This window comes from Pseudomonas sp. BF-B-15 (genome assembly GCF_019946675.1).
GTDB classification, from domain to species: domain Bacteria; phylum Pseudomonadota; class Gammaproteobacteria; order Pseudomonadales; family Pseudomonadaceae; genus Aquipseudomonas; species Aquipseudomonas migulae.
The window spans coordinates 16,211-34,995 of the sequence record NZ_JAGYFZ010000065.1 but is presented as its reverse complement, the minus strand read 5'-3'; the positions used below and the strand labels follow the sequence as shown (position 1 = coordinate 34,995).

The following is an 18,785-nucleotide window of genomic DNA, read 5'->3' as shown; positions in this document are numbered from 1 at the left end:
GGGTCAGTCAACATCAATGCTGAATGATCCACCGCTTTCGCGAGCAAGCCCGCTCCCACAGGGTCTGAGTCTGACCTGTGTGTACCAATCGGTACAAACCCCACATACCCACGACAACTTGCTCCTTGAGGCTGCATAAGCCGGTGCACCCACCGGTTTTCCATTCCAGGGAGTGAGCCCAATGATCGGTAGCGTCAGCAACTACACGAGCTATACCAGCACCAGCAGCACCACAACCAGCAATGCTCGCAGCCAGCAATTCCAGAAAGAACTGCTCGCCAGGCTCGACACCAACAGCGACGGTTCGGTGGATCAGGACGAGCTCACCAGCGCTCTGTCACAGAAAACCGAGGACGGCCTGCTGGTCAGCCTGAGCAAGAACTTCGCCGATCTGGACAGTGACGACAGTGGCAGCCTGAGCAGCGAAGAAATGGCTGCGATGGCACCACCGCCACCACCACCGCGTGATCTGGCACCCAACACCGAACTGGCCGACGCGCTGATCAGCGCACTGGACACCGACAGTGACGGCGCCATCAGCAGCGATGAGCTGAGCAGCGGCCTGACCAACGCCGGCAGCAGTGCCGACAGCACAAAGATTTTTTCGGCGCTGGATAAAAACGAAGACGGCGTCGTCAGCAAGGACGAACTCGCCGCCAGCCTCGCCCCTCCGCCGCCACCGCCGCAACAGGTGTCCAGTGACGAATTGTTCAGCCAACTCGACGCGGACAGCGATGGCAGTGTCAGCGCCGGCGAATTGAGCAGTGCGTTGCAGGCCAGCAGCACTTCAACCACCAGCAGCGACACCAGCGCCGCGTTGCTCAAGGTGCTGGACAGCGACAGCAGTGGCGGCGTCAGCAGCGACGAATTGGAAGCCGCGTTGCAGGCCGGTCGCGAGAAAAACAGCAACAGCGCCACCGATCAGGCGAACGTGACTGAAGCGCTGAACAAAATGATCGCCAACCTGAGCAAGCAGTACTCGCTCGACAAGGTGGCGACGGTAGGCAAGTACCTTAACGTCACAAGCTAATTGTAGGAGCCGGCTTGCCGGCGATCGGATCACCGCGGCGTTTGAGGTGAAACGCGGTGATGCCATCGCCGGCAAGCCGGCTCCTACAATTTATCGGCCATGAGTTTACGGTCGGCGATCTTCCACCCGCGCCTGACTCTTGCTCCAGTCGGTCAACAGGCTGTACGCCACAGCCAGCAACGTCGGGCCGATAAACAGGCCGATGAACCCGAACGCAATCAACCCGCCAAACACGCCCAACAGCACGATCACCAACGGTAAATTACCGCCACGACTGATCAGGTAAGGCTTGAGCACGTTGTCGACCCCACTGATGATGAACGTCCCCCACATTCCAAGGAACACCGCCATACCGTATTCGCCCTTCCAGGCGAGCCACGCCGTGGCCGGAATCCACACCAGCGGTGGCCCCATGGGAATCAGGCTCAGCAAGAAGGTGACGATGCCCAGCACCAGCGCCCCCGGCACCCCGGCAATCAGGAAGCCGATCAGCGCCAGCACCGCTTGCGCCGCCGCAGTCCCGATCACGCCGTTCACCACCCGTTGCACCGTACCCGCCACCAGTTCGATGTAATAACCGGCGCGGTCACCGATCAACCGTTGCAGCAGCCCATGGACAAACGCCGCCAAACGCGGCCCGTCCCGGTAGAAAAAGAACACGAACACAATGCTGAGTGTCAGCTCGAGAATGCCGCCGCCAATCTGTGCACTACGCGCCAGCAACCAGTTGCCGACCTGCCCCAGATAAGGTTTGAGCGACACCATCATCGCCGCGCCCTGCTGATCGATGCTGTTCCAGATCACCACCAGACGCGCGCCTACCAAAGGAATACTGCCCAGCCATGCCGGCGCCTCGGGCAGGCCATCCATTTGCACGTCCTTGATGAACGCCGTGGCATCACGCACATGGTCTGCGAGGTTGAAACCCAGCCACACCAGCGGCACCGCCACCAGCAACATCCAGCCGAGGGTCAGCAATGCCGCCGCCAGGGATTCTCGCCCATTGAGCCAACGGGTCAGCAAGCGCATCAGCGGCCAACTGGCGAACGCAAGCACCGCGCCCCAGAACATGGCCGACCAGAACGGCGCCATCACCCAGAAGCTCGCGCCAAACAGCACCAGCAGCAGGATCTGCACCAACAGTCGATCGTTATTGATCATCCACGTCTCGAAAAAATGTCAGTCAGCCAATAAGAGTAGGCGAACGCGGCAAGCACGTCCGCCTGCCACAGCTTATCGCAACAGTTCGATGTGCAGGCCAGAGCCTTCGACGCTGCCGGTTTCCATCCTGGCCGTACGCACACCCTGGCCGATCAGGGCCTGGCGCCAGGCTTCGGCCTTCGGCCCGGACACACTGACCCGCAACGTGGTGTCCAGGTTCAGCCCACGGGAGATCAGACGCAGCCAGGTATCGTCAGGGTCGCCGGTCAGCTTGGGGAAATCGAGCTCGCCGGTGCTCTTGAGTTCTCGAAGCAAGGTGGCGGAAGTCGGCAGCAAATCACCCAGCGGCGCTGCGGTGTCGAACTGCTCGACGTGCAAATAGGCTTTGCGATTGCCGCGAGTGATGCTGTAGAGCGCCACCAGGGTGTTGTCCCGCGGCGCCGCCAGACGCAACAACAGGTAGGCCTGCTGATCGTCGGCCCCATAGAGCTTGGCATTGCCGAAGACCTCATTGGCCCACAGGCTGCTCTCGCCGCAATCGCGGGCCTGGCACCAGAACAGCAACTGGGCGTCCTGCTTCTGCAAGGCTTCGCGAGCCGCCGTGAAGGCTTCGGTGGAGGAATGCTCCGCAGGCAGCTCGTAGGTCACCGAGGTGGTTTGGCCGCGGGCGCTGACCTGACCGTCGAAACGCAACTGCCCACTGATCTTGCGGATCGAGCCCAACGGGTAGATCCGTTCGAGTTCAGCCGTGGGGCGATAGTCGACGATCTGCGAATCGGCCAGGCGCGGCACGATCGGCAGGTCCTGACTGCCCGGCACATCGGCGGCAAACAGAGAAGGACTGAAACAACACAGCATTAGCAGACTGAGTGATCGCATGGACAGGCTCATCGGATCAGCATGGCCTGGGCACCCTTGACGACACTGGCGTCGTCGATGCGCTCGGGCACCAGCAAACCGCGCTGCACCGCCGGGCGCGCCGCCATCGTCGCCATCCAGCGTTGCAATGCAGACAAGCCGTCCACTGCCACACCGGACCACTCGTGACCACGGACCCACGGATAGGTCGCGATGTCGGCAATGCTGTATTCGTCCGCCAGAAACTCTACGTCTTGCAGGCGCGTGTCGAGCACTTCATACAGGCGTCGGGTTTCATGCTGATAACGGTCGATGGCGCCCTGGAGCTTTTCCGGAAAGTAACGGAAAAACACGTTGGCCTGGCCCTGCATCGGACCGATTCCACCCATCTGGAACATCAGCCATTGCAGCACCACCGAGCGCCCCTTCGGGTCCTTGGGCAACAGTTTGCCGCTCAGTTCTGCCAGATAAATCAGGATGGCGCCGGATTCGAACACGGCAAAATCGCCGTTGGCGCGGTCGACAATCGCCGGGATCCGGCCATTGGGGTTGATCTTGAGGAAGTCCGCGGACTTCTGTTCCTTTTTGTCGAAACTCAACGCATGCACCGTGTAGGGCAGGCCGAGTTCCTCGAGCACGATAGAGACCTTGTGGCCATTCGGGGTCGCAGCGGTGTAGAGATCTATCATGGTTGTCTCCCATTTCAACCCGCCCAGCCTCGACAGTTGCCCGGCGCAAGTCAAGGAACGGCGAAGAACCGATTGAAACAGTCTGCGACAAGGTCGGCACCGGATTCGTCATTCAGGTGCAAATGATGACCGCCAGGCAGCTGTTCACGGCTAAAGGGTAGACGCTCCAGCAACTCGGGATGTTTGGCGAGCATGCCGTCGGCCGCGACGACCAGCAGCGCAGGACAACTGACGCGCTGGACGAAGGCCATGGCTTGTTCGGTGGTCAGACGCAGCGGCGATGGCAGCGTCAGACGGCTATCGGTGCGCCAGGTGTAACCGCCCGGCACTGGCATCAAGCCGCGTTGCGCCAGCAATTCGGCGGCCTCGCGACTGACCGCCACCAAACCTTTCATACGCGCTTCGATGGCTCGATCCAGGGTGTTGTAGACCGGTTTGCTTTTCTCTCGCAGGTCCAGTTGCGCTTGCAGGGCCATGCCCATGCGCTCGGCAGCATTTTCGCCTTTGTCTGTAGGAGGAATGATGCCGTCGATCAAGGCCAGGTGCGTAACCCGCTCCGGCAGCGACCCGGCGATGATCAGCGAAGCGATCGCCCCCATGGAGTGCCCCATCAGCGCAAAACGCTTCAAGCCCAGCTGTTCGGCGACTTGCAGCACATCATGGGCGTAGTCCCACATCGCGTAGCCGGCCCCCGTCGGGCGATGCCCGGAATGACCGTGACCGGCCATGTCCAGCGCGATGATGCGCAGCCCTTTGAGCTTCGGCGCCAACCGGGCAAAGCTGTTGGCGTTGTCCAGCCAGCCGTGCAAGGCAATCACCGGCAAACCGTCCTCGGGGCCGAACAGGTGCGCCGCCAGCTCAATGTGCGGCAGGCTCAGGCGGACTTCTTCGACGGCATGGTTCATGCGCAATCCTGCTGATGACGAGCGTCCCAGCGGCTGAACAGTTTTTTCAGCAGCGCGGCGGTGTCCTGGGGGCGTTCAAGGGGAAACATGTGGCCGCCGGGCATGGTCAGGGATTCGCCCAACGGCATGCGCCCGACAGAATTGGCGTGATGGCGCATCACCACGCGGCTTTTGTGCCCTCGCACCACCGCCAGCGGCACTTTCAGTTGCCGTGCGCGACCGGGACTGGTGTGGGGCACGCCCCGGTAGATGCTGATTTCCGTGGCGGGGTCGAAACGCAGACGCAGTTTGTCGCCGACCTGATGCAGGCCGTGTTGCAGGTAAGCGTCGAAACATTCAGGGTCGAAACCGCGAAACAGCGTTTTACCGGCGAAATAACGGCGGGCACTCTCGATATCGGCGAACTCTTCGCGACGCCCCAATGTGCGGCCGGCCGGGGTCAGGCGGTCGATAAAACCGAAACGCTTGGCCGCGAGGATCACCCATTGATCGGCGCGGGTCAGCACCGGTGAATCGAGCATCACCACGCCGCGATACAGCTCGGGACAACGCAATGCCGCGTGCAGGTGCAGCACGCCGCCGAAGGAATGACCGACGCCCCACACCGGTTCCGCCTGTTGCTTGAGGTGATGAATCAGCTCGTCGACCAGGTTGTGCCAGTTGTCATCCGCCGGGAAACGCGGGTCATGGGCGTGCTGCTCCAGATGCGTCACCTGATACTCGGGCGCCAGCGCCGCGAACAACTTGCCGTAGGTCCCGGAGGGGAACCCATTGGCGTGGGCGAAAAATATCTGCTGCGACATACCGGTCGTTCCATCAAACGAAAAACAGAACCTGATTGTCCGCAAGCCCACCGGGAACCGCAATGACCGTAACTGCCAGGAATGATGACAGTCGTGCCGTGGCTATGAGCGGCACGGTGGGTCGGACCTGTTATTTATGACAGTTGACAGTCAATCCTCATGACGCGGATAAGAGCACTGTCGCCAAGCCTCAGGCAATGCCTGTCATGACCCACGCCAACACGCCCGCTATTGCAGTGATCGACTCCCGCGGTCTGGGTGTGCGTGCAGTGGCGTATCACCGCCGCGACAACTCTGCAGCCGAAAGCTGCATCACCCAGCAGGTCCACGATGTTGCCGGGCGTGCCGTGCTGAGCCGCGATCCACGGTTGTTTCGTTTACATCAGGCAGGCCAGAGCGCCGCCAATCAAATCAGCGTGTTCAGCCTGTCGGGCGCCCTGTTGTTGTCCGAAAACAGTGATGCCGGCTGGCGCCTGGGCTTGCTCGGCGAGGACGGTCAAGGCGTCGAAGGATGGGATCAGAAGCTCACCCATAGCCGCCTGCACTACGACGGGCAACGCCGGCCAATCGCTTCATTCGAGAACGCCCACGGTGAAGCGCTACGCTGCATCGCAAGGTTTGCCTACGCGGCTGCCAGCGCCGATGAAAGCCTTAACCTGTGTGGCCAACTGATTCGCCAGGACGACACCGCAGGCACTTTGCGCTACCTCTCGTTCGGCATTGGCGGCACACCGCTGCAACACAGCCGTACTTTTGTCGAAGATCCGCATTGGTCCGTGGATTGGCCCGCGACGGAGAGCGAACGCGATGGTTTTCTGGAGGATGATCCAGCGATCACTCGCCTTCACTGCAACGCCGTGGACGACCCCATCAGGCAGATCGACGCAAAAGGTAATACTCAAGCGTACATTCAGACCCGTGCAGCCGAGCTGAAGGAAGTTCGCCTGACACTGGCCGGACAGACCGAGGAAAAAACCCTGGTCAGTGACATCCAGTACAACGCTTTCGGTCAGATCGAGCGGCAACGTGCAGGGAATGGCGTTATTTCGTGTGCGACTTTTCGCCCTGAAGACGGGCGCCTGGAACATCTGAAGGCTTACGTGCCAGATCAACCTGCGATCCAGGACCTGACTTACGAGTACGACGCCACAGGCAATATCACTGGCCTGACCGACACTGCCGACCCGACTCGCTATCACCGCAATCAGCGGATCGAACACACCCATCGCTACCGTTATGACAGCCTTTACCGACTGATAGCCGCCACCGGCCGACAGCTTCGCAATGCCAGCGGCGGGCCGCAGTTACCGGCGTTCCAATCTGCGCCCGACCCCGGACAACTGGAAAATTACACGCGTATTTACACCTACGATGCCGCCGGCAACCTGGAAGTCATGCAGCATCAGGCCGACAGTGCCAGCCGCACCGAACGTACAGCCATCGCCGCTTCCAGCAATCGCAGCCTGCCTCAAAAGACCAATGGCGAGTTACCCGACGACAACGACATTGCCGCCAGTTACGACCTGAACGGCAACCGCGTGACCCTGCAACCGGGACAAGACTTGCTGTGGGATTTGCGCAACCAATTGCGCCAGGTCGATCGAGTGGTGCGTGAGGACGAGCCCGACGACACCGAGATTTACCTCTACGACGGCAGCGGCCAACGCCTGCGAAAGATCCGTCAGGCCTACACCGGCACGTTGACCCGCACCCACGAAACCCGCTACCTGCCGGGTGTGGAAATTCGCTCGTCTGCTGCCGAAATCCTTCATGTCATCACGGTGGAGGCCGGGCGCGGCAAGGTGCAGGTACTTCATTGGGAGAAAAAACCTGCGTCAGGCATTCCCCAGGACCCGCATCGCTACAGCTTCACCGATCATCTGAAGTCCAGCACCGTCGAGCTGGATGAAGCTGCGCGATTGATCACGTGGGAAAGCTACTACCCGTACGGTGGAACCTGCTGGTGGGCGGGACGCAGCAAGCTGGAAGCCAGTTACAAAACCATTCGTTATTCAGGGCAGGAACGGGATGCCACGGGTTTGTATTACTACGGGTTTCGCTACTACATGCCTTGGTGTCAGCGGTGGCTGAGTGCGGATCCTGCGGGGACCGCTGACGGGTTGAATCTGTATGCGATGGTTCACGCAAATCCGGTGGGGCATGTAGATATCGCCGGACTGATAGATGACCACACGCTACAAACCAGTAACCTGCGCGATGCGTCTTCATCTGCCTTTGTGCGTGATTTCGTTTCCAGGGGTATGTCCGGCGTGGTGCAAATGTCGACCATTGCGGCGTTGAACACCTTGCCCGCCAGTCGTGCTACCAACGCTGCACTGGAGACAACCGCCGGCCTGCTTGATGGGATTGCCGTCGGGATTGTCGGTGGTGGTTTGGCTGCACGGTTTCATCGCAACGCAATGGTATTCGGTGCCATAGTTGGCGTTTTGATAGGCGTTTTACCGGTGGCATTGAGTCATGACAGTGATTCAACGGACGAATCAGAGGTGGAGCTGAACCAGACAGCCATCAACCGAATAGGCGCAGATGCAGGCGCTTTCATTCGAGAATTCTTACAACAGGTACTCAGGGGGCATGGAGCAAACTTTTCCTGGGGCAATGTCAGCCTGGGAGATCGGGCGCCGACCGTTCATCGAACAGTCTCGGCCTATGCGGTAACTAACGCACTCAATGGCGCGTTCGGTCGATTTGTCCCAGAGTCCATTCGCAGTTGGCTAGGTCCTTTGATTGAAGGGGCGGACGGGTTTGTCGGCACGTGGTTGCGGGGAAATCATCCAGATACAAACTATGCAGCGGGTACGTCGCCAATTCAAAGTCCACCGCTCCTCGATACAGCCTTAGGGGCGACCGGCAGGATTGCCTCCAGCCTGTTCATTTTCGACGTGAATACCGCGGTTGAAGCTGCGACGGCCAGCATCACCGGCCTGAGTGCCTCCGAACGCGGGGATTTGGTGAACATGCTAAGTGGAGCCATCGCCGGTGCCTTCATCGGGCTCGCTGACTATCGAGCTGTGGTCATGCCAGCCGCTCTGGACGGATACAGTGTATTTGATCCGCAGGCCGCAGCTCGCATTAGTCCAGACGTCCAGTCAACGGCGCCTAGATTCAGCAGCCGTTCTGTCGTCCGGCGCCATAGCGTTCATGACATCTGAAGCCGTCAGTCCAGACCCGGTTCGAAAGGATTATCGGGCCGGCGGGCTCTCCCCCAACGGCACCACCGCCATGGTCAACCGCGACACACAACTGGCCTTGCCCTCATCGCTGGTCAACCGAATGTCCCAGACATGGGTCGTGCGCCCGATGTGAATCGGCTTGGCCACCGCCGTCACCCGTCCGCTGCGCAGCCCCCGCAAATGGTTGGCGTTGATCTCAAGGCCTACGCAGTAAAACTTGCTGGCATCGATGCACAGATAACTGGCCATGGAGCCGACTGTTTCAGCCAACACCACCGAAGCACCGCCGTGCAGCAAACCATAAGGCTGATGAGTGCGGTGGTCGATGACCATGCTCGCGGTCAGGGACTCTTCGTCGAAGGCTTCGAAGCGGATATCCAGCACTTCGCCGATGGTGTTTTTCTGAATCGCGTTCAACTGCTCGATGTTGGGAGTGGTACGCCACAAACTCATTGCACACATCCTTTGTTGGTTTTGTTCGTGGCTCAATCCTGCCACAGCACCGCTTCGCTATGCTCGCTCCATTCTTCGAACCGGGGGCCGTAAGCCGCTTCGATCACGTTGCGCTTGATCTTCAGGGTTGGCGTCAGGAAGCCGTTTTCCACGGCCCAGCTGTCTTTGACGACAACGAGCCGGCGCAGGCGCTCATGTTTGTCGAGGGCGCCGTTGACCTCTTCGAGAAGTTTTTCCAGGCTTGAATGCAGGCCGGCACGCGCGGTTCCGCCGGCGTCCTGCTGCCCGACTGCCGAGAGCACGCACAATCCCAGTGGCGCGCTCAACCCATCGCCGACCACGCACACTTGCTCGATGCGTGAATGCACCGCCAAACGGTTTTCGATCGGTGCCGGTGCCACGTACTTGCCTTTGCTGGTCTTGAAGATTTCCTTCAGGCGACCGGTCAGGCGCAGGTTGCCTTCGGCGTCCTGTTCGCCCTTGTCACCGGTGCGCAGGAAGCCGTCCTCGGTGATGGTGTCGGCGGTTTTTTCCGGTTCCTTGAAATACCCGAGCATGGTTGCGCCACTGCGCACCAAGACCTCGCCCGATTCGGCGATCCGCACTTCAACGTCGGGGCAAGGCTTGCCGATCCAGCCCGGCTTGTTGTCGCCGGGCCGGCCGATGTGGGAATACCCGCAGCTTTCGGTCATGCCGTAGACCTCCAGCACGTCCAGCCCGAGTTTGCGGTACCACAGCAACAACGTCTGCGGCACGGGCGCGGCGCCGGACAACGCGACGCGCAAGGCGTCCAGCCCCAACCCGGCGAGCACTTTGTGCCCTACCCGTTTGCCGATGAAGGGCAGCCCGAGCAGGAAGTCGAGGCGTTTTGCCGGGATCTTGCCGTACACGCCCATCTGGAATTTGGTCCAGATGCGCGGCACGCCGAACAGCGCAGTCGGCCGCGCCCGCTGCAAATCAGTCAGGAAGGTGTCGAGGCTCTCGGCAAAGAACACGGTTTGCCCGGTGTAGATAGACGCCAGTTCGACGAACATGCGTTCGGCGACGTGGCACAACGGCAGGTAAGACAGCAATCGATCCGACTCATTGAGGCCGAACAACTGCGTGCCACGGGTGGTGGCGAACCCCAGATTGCCGAAGCTGTGCATGACGCCTTTGGGCATGCCGGTGGTGCCGGAGGTGTAAATGATGGTCGCCAGTTGGTCAGCGGCGGGTTTGGGATCGTCCTGGATCGGTGAGCAGGCTTGCAGGTCGGCCCAGCTGAAATCGAAGGTACCCGGTGGGTGCAACGGCAGGCTGATGGTCGGCAAGTCGGGATTGACCCCGCGGGACATGCCGGGCCAGTCGTCGAGTTTGCCGATGAACGCCAGCGCCGCTTCGGAGTGTTCGAGTACTTGCGCGACGGATTCGGCAGTGAGGTTCGGGTACAACGGCACCGACACATGCCCGGCCATCCAGATCGCCAGGTCGGCGATGATCCAGTGGGCGCAGTTTTTCGAGATCAGGGCGATGTGGCTGCCTTGCGGCAGTTCACGGGCGCGCAGCCAGTGCGCGGCGCAGCGAGCCTGATGGCCGACGTCTTCCCAGGTCAGGGTCTCGACCTGGCCACCACCCGTGGGCTGGACCAGAAAGCGCTGGCGGGGATGACGGGATTCGCGCTCGTAGAAGACGTCCAGCGGCAAACGAAAAGCAGCAGACATGCGACTCGCTCCTTTATTTTTGGTCTGGAGCAAGCGTAGTCAACCAAGCGATTGCTTGGTTGACTATTTCATTACAAAAAATCAGTACTGCAGCCGAACACTGTAGGAGCGAGCGGTGCGGCGGTCCGACTTGCCCGCGAAGGGGCCCTTGAAGGCGCTAAAAGCTTCGCGGGCAAGCCACGCTCCTACAAAAGCAAAAGCAGCAATAAGCGCTAAGGGTGCTTGAGGCTGTTGAGCTTCATCGATCCGATCAACAACTCATTGTGCTCAAGTTCGGCCAGGCCGGCGGTGCTGACTTTTTCCGGTGGATAGCCGGCGCCATGTTGCAGGTAGCTCAGCAAGTTACCCACCAGCGGGTTGTGACTGACCAAAAGGACGTCACTCACCGACACCAACTGCTCGGCCACTTTATCCGGGTCGGTTTCCGGGGTCAGCCAGTCGACTGTACGAATCTCCGGTTCGAAGCCCAGAGCCTCACGGACCAGTTGCGCAGTTTCCTGCGCTCGCAGGTAAGGGCTGGCATAGATCGCGGTGACGGGCTGCCCCATCAACCGCGCAGCGCTGCGCAGCACTTCTTCACGACCGTGGGTAGTCAATGTCCGTTCGGAGTCCGGACGCGAGCCGTAAGGCTCGGCTTCCCCATGACGCAATACCCAGAGTTTCATAGCTTGGGTTCCTCATCTCGGGCCGGATGCGGCGCAGGCGCCACGACGTGTGGCGCTTCACCTTCCGGTGTACGCGGCGTCGGCCAGTCAGCGAACGGCCAGGGTTTCTGGTCGCTGTGAAACGTGCCGAAACGACCGATCTGCGCCAGGAACTGGCTCAGGCTGTCGCCGAAATTCATCAGGCTGGCGCTCGGGGCGCCATAGATCAAACGATAGACCAGTTGCACCAGCACCACGGCGCCGAGGATGAACTGCGCCACCTGCCAGACCAGCAGGAAGACGATCATCCACAACACCCGCAGCAGGATGGATTCGTATTGGGCTTCTGTTTTCGGATCGTTCATGTCTCGCTCTCCTGCTCCTTATGAGGAGCGTGATCAGTTAAAACCACTGGTGGAAATAAAGTCGACGTCGGTTTTCGGTTCGCCACGCATCAGCAGTTCAATGACCTGATTCAGCGTGCGCCCTTCGAACAGGATCGCGTGCAGCCCGGCGACCAGCGGCATATAGACACCAACTTCCTGGGCCTTGGCCTTGAGCACTTTCAAGGTGTTCACACCTTCGGCGACTTCGCCCAGGCGTGTCACCGCGTCTTCCAGGCTCAAGCCCTGGCCGAGGGCGAAGCCGACCTGGTAGTTACGGCTTTTTGGCGACGAACAGGTGACGATCAAGTCCCCCACCCCGGCCAGTCCCAGGAAGGTCATGGGGTTGGCGCCCTGATTCACCGCGAAGCGGGTCATTTCCGCCAGCGCCCGGGTGATCAGCATGCTCTTGGTGTTTTCGCCCATGCCCAGCGCCACCGCCATGCCGGCGATGATCGCGTAGACGTTTTTCAGCGCCCCGCCCAACTCCACGCCGAAACGGTCGGCGCTGGCGTACACGCGAAAGGTGCGCCCGTGCAGCGCTTCCTGGACCCGTTGGCAGAGTTCTTCGTCTTCGCTGGCGACGACCGTGGCGGTCAGCGCGTGCTCAGCGATTTCACGGGCCAGGTTCGGGCCGGACAGCACGCCGATGCGCGCTTGCGGGGCGATTTCTTCGAGGATCTCGCTCATCAGTTTAAAGGTGTGGGCTTCGATGCCTTTGGTCAGGCTCACCAGCAATTTGCCGCTCAAGCGATCGGCGTGCGGAACCAGCACCGCGCGCAGCGCGCTGGAAGGCAGCGCGACAAAACACAGATCGCAGGCGTCCAGCGTGGCTTGCAGGTCGGTGACCGCTTCCACTCCCGGCAGAATCTTGATGCCCTTGAGGTAACGCGGATTCTCGCGATTGACCCGAATGGCCTCGGCCTGCTCGGGGTCACGCATCCACTGCCGGACCTGATGCCCGTTCTCGGCCAGCAGATTAGCCACGGCGGTACCAAAACTTCCGCCTCCCAGGACCGCAATTGGGCGCTGTTCAGTCATATGCAATCCGTTAATCCATACCAATGGCGATGTCGGCATTATACGGAGCGGCCCAGTGGCGGCCAGCCCCCGCGTCAATTACCGGCACTTGTAGAAAGAAGACTGATAAATCCGAGGAAAATGCCGGCATCGTGACTGAAAAAGTCGACCCGCTCGGTTAACATGCGCGCCCATTAATCGCTATCAAGGATGTGTTGTGTCGTTTGGCCCCGCTGCACCTCGCTCTCCGCTGGTCCTGGCGCTGATATTCAGCCCGCCATTGCTGGCCGACGACCTGTTTCTCGACAACGAGCCGGTGCCGCAAGTGCTGACGGCTACGCGTCTTAAACAGTCGCCGGCGGCGGTTCCGGGAAGCATGACGGTGATCGACAGCGAACTGATCAACGCCAGTGGCGCCCGTGACATCAGTGAATTGCTGCGGCTGGTGCCGGGGATGATGGTCGGCAACATCAGCGGCAATCAGGCGGCGGTGAACTATCACGGCACCAACGCCAGCGAAGCGCGGCGCATGCAGGTGCTGATCGACGGACGCTCGGTGTACCGCGCCGGCCTGGCCACGGTCGACTGGAGCGACATTCCGGTGGCCATGGAAGACATCGAGCGCATCGAGGTTTTCCGCGGCCCGAACACCGTCAGCTATGGCGCCAATGCGTTGATGGCGGTGGTCAACATCATCACCCGCAACCCGGCCGACAGCCATGGTACGCGGGTCAAAGTCACCCGTGGCCAGCGCGGCATCGATGACTTTTACGCCAGTCAGGGCGTGGGTTGGGACGGTGGAGACGTGCGCCTGTCGCTGTCCGGCCAGCAGGACGACGGCTTTGACTCGGACCGCAGCGGCGCCGATTACCGCGACAGCCGCCGCTTGAACCGCTTCAACCTCGCCGTCAGCCAGACGCTCAACGAACAGCAAAGCCTCGATTGGCAATTGAATGCCAAGGACGGCAGCAACCAGCGGCCTTATACCTACCGCCCGGTGTTTTCGGGGATTACCGCTGCCGGGAACAATTCCGACGTTGTGGCCAAGGACTATGCCGGTTCCCTGCGCTGGAACCTCGATGTTAATCCTGATCACAGCCTTTATATCCAGGGCTCGGCCCAGCACTGGGATCGTCAGCAGACCTGGCGCGCCTGCGACGCCGAAGTTTCGTTCAGCCCTGAACTGACCGAGCTCTGGCAGCTCAATCCGAATTACACCGAGCGCCTGGCGCGCAACATCGAGCGTTACGTCGGCCTCGGCGCACCGTCCGGCACGCCGACAGAAAAAGCCTTGGCCAGTAAAGTGCTGGACCAGTGGCGCAACGGCGCCCGCCAAACCTTGTGCGGCGACATCGACCAGAGCACCCGCGAGACGCGCTACGACCTCGAACTGCAAGACACCCTCAGCCTGTCCGACAGTCTGCGACTGGTCAGCGGCCTGAACTATCGTTACGACCGGGCAGATTCCGAGACCTACTTCAATGGCACGCTCGACGACACGACATGGCGCGCGTTCGGCCAGCTTGAGTGGCGCGCAAGCGAACACTGGCTGTTACAGGGCGGTGCAATGTTCGAAGACACGCAATTGATCGGCAGCTCGCTGACGCCGCGCGTGGCGGTCAACTATCTGATCAATCCGCGCCACGGTTTGCGTGCGGTGTATTCGGAAGCCATCCGCTCGCCGGACATGTTCGAGAACAACGTCAACTGGAGTTACCGGGTGACCAACCTGCAACCCGCTGCCTACGGCCAGAACAGCGCCCGCTATTTCGTCAAGACCCGCGGTCCCGGCAATCTCGACCAGGAACACATGCGCTCGCGGGAACTGGGCTACAACGGTTACTTCGCCGAGTGGAGGCTGGCGGTGGACGTGAAGGTGTTTCACGACGAAATCACCGGCATGATCAGCGAGCCGCTACGCAACAATCAGTACATCGCCAGCAACGCCAACAGCTCGCGCTTCACCGGTACGGAAACCCAGCTCGACTGGCGCCTGAGCAGTGCCGATCGCTTGCGCCTGACCTACGCCTACGTCGATGCCGAGGCGAGCAACCCGCTGGATGCGCAACAGACCGCGCGCAACAGCGGCTCCGCCGGTTGGCTGCGCGATTGGGGCCACGGCTGGAACAGCGCGCTCTTCTACTATGGTGACGACGCGCTCAACGGCTATCGCTTTGAGCGGGTCGACACGCGTATCGCCAAACGCATTGGCCTGGGCAAGGCCAGCCTGGAACTGGCCGGCGTCCTCCAACAGCGCCTCGACAATCAACCCACGACGTTCATCGACAACCGCTACGACGAGCGGCGAGTGCTCTACTTCAGCGCGGAGCTGGCGTTCTAAATGTTGCGCTCTCTATCACGGATGATGCCAAACCCTGGCCGCCTGCTGGCCGGGTTGTGCCTGGTGTTTGCCGGGGGGCTGGGTAGCCTTTCGGTCAACGCTGCCGAAATTCTGCTGACCGGCGCCGACGACAGCGCGGGCATGCAGTCTTTTGCCAAGGCCCTGAGCGACCTGCGCCCGGCTGACAACGTTCGCTTTCAGCCACTGGCCAATCTGCCGACACCGGACAAATTGCCCGCCGGCACCCGGTTGATCCTGCTGGATCTGCCGAGCCTCGACTGGCGCCTGCAAGACGCCCGAGGCCCGGCGACGCTGGTGCTGCGCATCAGCCGCCTGCAAGCCCGTCAACGCCTGGGGGCAACTGTGCCGGCGCATTTGAGCCTGTTGTGGAGCGACCCGCCGCTGGATCGACAATTACGCCTGACCCGAATCCTGTTGCCTCAGGTCAAACGGGTCGGGGTGCTTTACGACAGCCACAGCGAATTTCTCCTGGGCGAACTGCGCGAGATCGCCAAGCCCCTGGGTTTCGAAATCGTCACCGAGCGCTGGGACAATACCCATGACAGCCGACCGTTGCAGACGCTGCTGAAAAACAGTGACGTGCTGCTGGGCCTCGACGATCCCGACCTGTACAACCCCAAAACCGCGAAAAACCTGCTGCTCAGCAGCTACACACGGCAAACCGCACTGATCGGCCCCAACGCCGGGTTCGTCAAGGCCGGAAGCCTGACCAGCACCTACAGCGACCAGAGCGACTGGCTGGCGATTCTCGACGATCTGCTCGACCGGCCACCGGCCACGTGGCCGCGCACGCACTACGCCAATCGCTTCAAAGTATTGAGTAACCCACAAGTGGCTCGTTCGTTAGGCATTGAACAGATTAATGAAGCGTTGGTCGCAACACAGCTGGCCGAAGGAGAACGCCGCCCATGACTTTCCGTCGTCGTTGGGACATCAACACGCGAACCCAGATCATCAGCCTCGGCCCTGCCCTGCTGCTGACCTTGCTGCTGATCAGTTTCTTCACCTTCGTGCGGATCCAGGACCTGCGTCAGGAGCTCAATCACACCGGTCAACTGATCGCCAACCAACTGGCGCCGGCCGCCGAGTACGGGGTAATTTCCGGCAACAACGAGGTGCTTGAAAGTTTGCTCAAGGCCACCCTGGCCACGCCCAATGTGCGCTTTCTGGAAGTCCAGGACAACGCCAACCGGATTCTGGTGTACGTCGAGCACCCCTCGGAAACCTACACCCGCTCGCAACAGGTCGAAGTGTTCCAGGCGCCGGTGCGCTTGCAACGCATCGCACTGCACAATGATTTCTTCCAGGGCGGCAAAGTCACTGGCGCCGCCCCCGCCGAGGATTATCTAGGGCGGGTGATCGTCGGTCTGTCGAATGACGCCTTCAGCAAGCGCCAACAGGAAATCCTCTTCAAGGCCGGTGTCCTCGCGCTGTTCGCCTTGCTGTTCACTTTCCTGATTGCCCGGCGCCTGGCCGGCAGCCTGTCGCAGCCGATCCGTGACATCGGCAACGCGGTCAAGGCGATCCAGAGCGGCGACTACAAAACGCCGTTGCCGATTGTCGACGACACCGAACTCGGCGCGCTGTCGCAGCACATCAACAACCTCGCCAGCGGTCTGGAACAGGCCAGCCGCGAACAGCATCAGGCCATGGCGCAGTTGATCCAGACGCGCGAAGAGGCGGAAAAAGCCAACAACGCCAAATCGGACTTCCTGGCGATGATGAGCCATGAATTGCGCACACCGATGAATGGCGTGCTCGGCATGCTGCAACTGCTGGAAACCACCGATATGACCGCGGAGCAGGTCGAGTACGCGGCGCTGGCCTCGGAGTCCACCGAGCACTTGCTTAAAGTCATCAACGACATTCTCGACTTCTCGCGCATTGAACGTTCGGAGCTGGAACTGGAGCACATCCCGTTCAACCTCGCGGACCTGATCGGCAGTTGCGCCCAGTCGTTCTCGCACAGCGCGATGCAGCGCGGGCTCGATCTGGCGTTGCTGATTCCCGAGGACATGCGTGACTTGCAGGTGCAGGGCGACCCGACGCGGATCCGGCAAATCCTGGTGAATCTGGTGGGCAATGCGCTGAAGTTCACCGAAAAAGGACGCGTCAGCATCGAGCCGCAGTGGCAGTCGCTGGATCACGAGTTGTTGTGGTTCACCTGCACCGTGCGCGACAGCGGGATTGGTATCTCGGCCGAAAGCCTGGAATTGATGTTCAACGCGTTCCAGCAGGCCGACAGTTCTATTTCAAGGCGTTACGGCGGCACCGGGCTGGGGCTGCCGATTGCCCGCACCCTGGCAGAACGCATGGGCGGAACCTTGCGCGCCCAGAGCGAGGAAGGTCGCGGCTCGGTGTTCACCCTGGAAATCCCGCTGGCGCTGTATAAACAGAAGCTGCCGGTACTGACACCGCGCACACCGACCGGCAGCGGTGACGGTGAAGGACGCAATGTGCTGTTGGTCGAGGACAACCCGGTCAACCAGACCGTTATCGAAGCAATGTTGCGCAGTCTGGGCTTTACTGTCAGCGTCGCCACCGATGGCGCTCAAGCGGTGCGAAGTGCCGAAAGTCTGATTTTCGAAGCGATTCTGATGGACTGCCGACTGCCGATCATTGACGGCTACGAGGCCACCCGCCAGATCCGCCAATTACCCGGCTGCACTGACCTGCCGATCATCGCGCTGACCGCCAACGCCTTGCAGGGCGACCGCGAAGCCTGTTTATCGGCGGGAATGAACGATTACCTGGCCAAGCCCTTCAAACGCACTGATCTGCAGCAGATTCTGCAACGATGGGTGCAGTAGTGCAGGCCTTTCGACCATCTGCGACTGGCGTGAAAGGCGAAAGTGCGGCAGTCTTAGGCACCCGAACAGGCCCGAAAAGGGGCTTGAATAATAATTTCAGTGCACAAGTGTACATTCATGTCCTTGGTGCTGTGACTTTCACCACAACGCAATAGTCTATGAGTAGGCTGCCGATTCGAGGCATGAACGCTTCGATCGGTCGGGAAGATTTGCCCCACCTGCCGCATGGGACTATTGAGGAGCTCGCATGACCAAACAAAACGCCTTTACTCGGGAAGACCTGCTGCGCTGCAGTCGCGGTGAGCTGTTCGGCCCAGGTAACGCGCAACTGCCCGCCCCGAACATGCTGATGGTGGATCGCATCACCCTGATCAGCGAAGAAGGCGGCAAGTACGGCAAAGGTGAATTGGTCGCCGAGCTGGATATCACTCCGGATCTGTGGTTTTTCGCCTGTCACTTCGAAGGTGACCCGGTGATGCCAGGCTGCCTGGGCCTCGACGCCATGTGGCAACTGGTCGGTTTCTTCCTCGGCTGGCAAGGCCTGCCGGGCCGTGGCCGCGCCCTGGGTTCGGGCGAAGTGAAGTTCTTTGGTCAGGTTCTGCCGACCGCGAAGAAAGTGACCTATAACATTCATATCAAGCGCGTCCTCAAAGGCAAGCTGAACCTGGCCATCGCCGATGGTTCGGTGACTGTCGACGGTCGCGAGATCTACACCGCCGAAGGCCTTCGGGTCGGCGTTTTCACCTCCACTGACAACTTCTAAGGGTTATCCG

16 protein-coding genes are annotated in these 18,785 nt (G+C 60.7%); 6 read left to right on the top strand and 10 right to left on the bottom strand.

Features of this window, described 5'->3' with window-relative positions; all coding sequences use genetic code 11:
* Nucleotides 1-181: 181 nt before the first annotated feature.
* Complete coding sequence (xopAW, locus tag KGA97_RS19880) at nt 182-1,030, top strand: XopAW family type III secretion system calcium-binding effector (RefSeq protein ID WP_223481340.1); 849 nt, start codon at nt 182-184, stop codon at nt 1,028-1,030.
* A gap of 105 nt (nt 1,031-1,135) precedes the next feature.
* Here xopAW and KGA97_RS19875 read toward each other — a convergent pair whose 3' ends face one another.
* The 5 genes from KGA97_RS19875 to KGA97_RS19855 all read right to left on the bottom strand — a co-directional run bounded on the left by KGA97_RS19875 (nt 1,136) and on the right by KGA97_RS19855 (nt 5,446).
* Complete coding sequence (locus KGA97_RS19875) at nt 1,136-2,191, bottom strand: AI-2E family transporter (RefSeq protein WP_207286463.1); 1,056 nt, start codon at nt 2,189-2,191, stop codon at nt 1,136-1,138.
* Between the two features lie 72 nt (nt 2,192-2,263).
* On the bottom strand, nt 2,264-3,070 hold the full coding sequence (locus KGA97_RS19870; RefSeq protein WP_223481339.1) for a DUF4892 domain-containing protein: 807 nt from the start codon (nt 3,068-3,070) through the stop codon (nt 2,264-2,266).
* Nucleotides 3,071-3,078: 8 nt separating this feature from the next.
* Complete coding sequence (locus KGA97_RS19865) at nt 3,079-3,738, bottom strand: glutathione S-transferase family protein (RefSeq protein WP_008029301.1); 660 nt, start codon at nt 3,736-3,738, stop codon at nt 3,079-3,081.
* Nucleotides 3,739-3,788: 50 nt separating this feature from the next.
* The gene (locus tag KGA97_RS19860) at nt 3,789-4,643 is read right to left on the bottom strand and encodes an alpha/beta hydrolase (protein ID WP_008029303.1); all 855 of its coding nucleotides are present in this window, start codon (nt 4,641-4,643) and stop codon (nt 3,789-3,791) included.
* Complete coding sequence (locus tag KGA97_RS19855; protein WP_192420372.1) at nt 4,640-5,446, bottom strand: alpha/beta fold hydrolase; 807 nt, start codon at nt 5,444-5,446, stop codon at nt 4,640-4,642. The genes KGA97_RS19860 and KGA97_RS19855 overlap by 4 nt, the downstream gene beginning before the upstream one ends.
* Nucleotides 5,447-5,652: 206 nt before the next feature.
* On the opposite strand from KGA97_RS19855, the gene KGA97_RS19850 reads away from it, so the two are divergent.
* Nucleotides 5,653-8,619 carry an RHS repeat-associated core domain-containing protein gene (locus tag KGA97_RS19850; protein WP_223481338.1) on the top strand — a complete coding sequence of 989 codons (2,967 nt, stop codon included), beginning with the start codon at nt 5,653-5,655 and terminating at the stop codon, nt 8,617-8,619.
* A 30-nt stretch (nt 8,620-8,649) separates the two neighbouring features.
* Here KGA97_RS19850 and KGA97_RS19845 read toward each other — a convergent pair whose 3' ends face one another.
* From KGA97_RS19845 to KGA97_RS19825, 5 genes are all read right to left on the bottom strand, one after another.
* Entirely contained in the window at nt 8,650-9,093 is a 444-nt protein-coding gene (locus tag KGA97_RS19845; RefSeq protein WP_207286460.1) for a hotdog fold thioesterase, read from the bottom strand.
* 32 nt (nt 9,094-9,125) lie between these two features.
* Nucleotides 9,126-10,793, bottom strand: a complete 1,668-nt coding sequence (locus KGA97_RS19840) for an AMP-binding protein (protein WP_192227930.1) — start codon at nt 10,791-10,793, stop codon at nt 9,126-9,128.
* Nucleotides 10,794-11,005: 212 nt separating this feature from the next.
* Complete coding sequence (gene sixA / locus KGA97_RS19835) at nt 11,006-11,458, bottom strand: phosphohistidine phosphatase SixA (RefSeq protein WP_008041615.1); 453 nt, start codon at nt 11,456-11,458, stop codon at nt 11,006-11,008.
* The gene (locus tag KGA97_RS19830) at nt 11,455-11,802 is read right to left on the bottom strand and encodes a DUF4389 domain-containing protein (protein ID WP_008029309.1); all 348 of its coding nucleotides are present in this window, start codon (nt 11,800-11,802) and stop codon (nt 11,455-11,457) included. Before KGA97_RS19830 ends, sixA begins: the two co-directional genes overlap by 4 nt.
* Before the next feature lie 33 nt (nt 11,803-11,835).
* On the bottom strand, nt 11,836-12,861 hold the full coding sequence (locus KGA97_RS19825; protein WP_008029310.1) for an NAD(P)H-dependent glycerol-3-phosphate dehydrogenase: 1,026 nt from the start codon (nt 12,859-12,861) through the stop codon (nt 11,836-11,838).
* 196 nt (nt 12,862-13,057) lie between these two features.
* Between KGA97_RS19825 and KGA97_RS19820 the strand changes: the two genes are divergently transcribed.
* The 4 genes from KGA97_RS19820 to fabA all read left to right on the top strand — a co-directional run bounded on the left by KGA97_RS19820 (nt 13,058) and on the right by fabA (nt 18,775).
* Complete coding sequence (locus KGA97_RS19820; RefSeq protein WP_223481337.1) at nt 13,058-15,181, top strand: TonB-dependent receptor plug domain-containing protein; 2,124 nt, start codon at nt 13,058-13,060, stop codon at nt 15,179-15,181.
* A complete protein-coding gene (locus KGA97_RS19815) occupies nt 15,182-16,114 on the top strand; it encodes an ABC transporter substrate-binding protein (protein ID WP_223481336.1) in 933 nt (310 codons plus the stop codon).
* Nucleotides 16,111-18,012: an ATP-binding protein gene (locus tag KGA97_RS19810; RefSeq protein ID WP_223481335.1), complete on the top strand. Its 1,902-nt coding sequence runs from the start codon at nt 16,111-16,113 to the stop codon at nt 18,010-18,012. Before KGA97_RS19815 ends, KGA97_RS19810 begins: the two co-directional genes overlap by 4 nt.
* A 247-nt stretch (nt 18,013-18,259) precedes the next feature.
* On the top strand, nt 18,260-18,775 hold the full coding sequence (gene fabA, locus KGA97_RS19805) for a 3-hydroxyacyl-[acyl-carrier-protein] dehydratase FabA (protein ID WP_003179264.1): 516 nt from the start codon (nt 18,260-18,262) through the stop codon (nt 18,773-18,775).
* Nucleotides 18,776-18,785 lie beyond the last annotated feature (10 nt).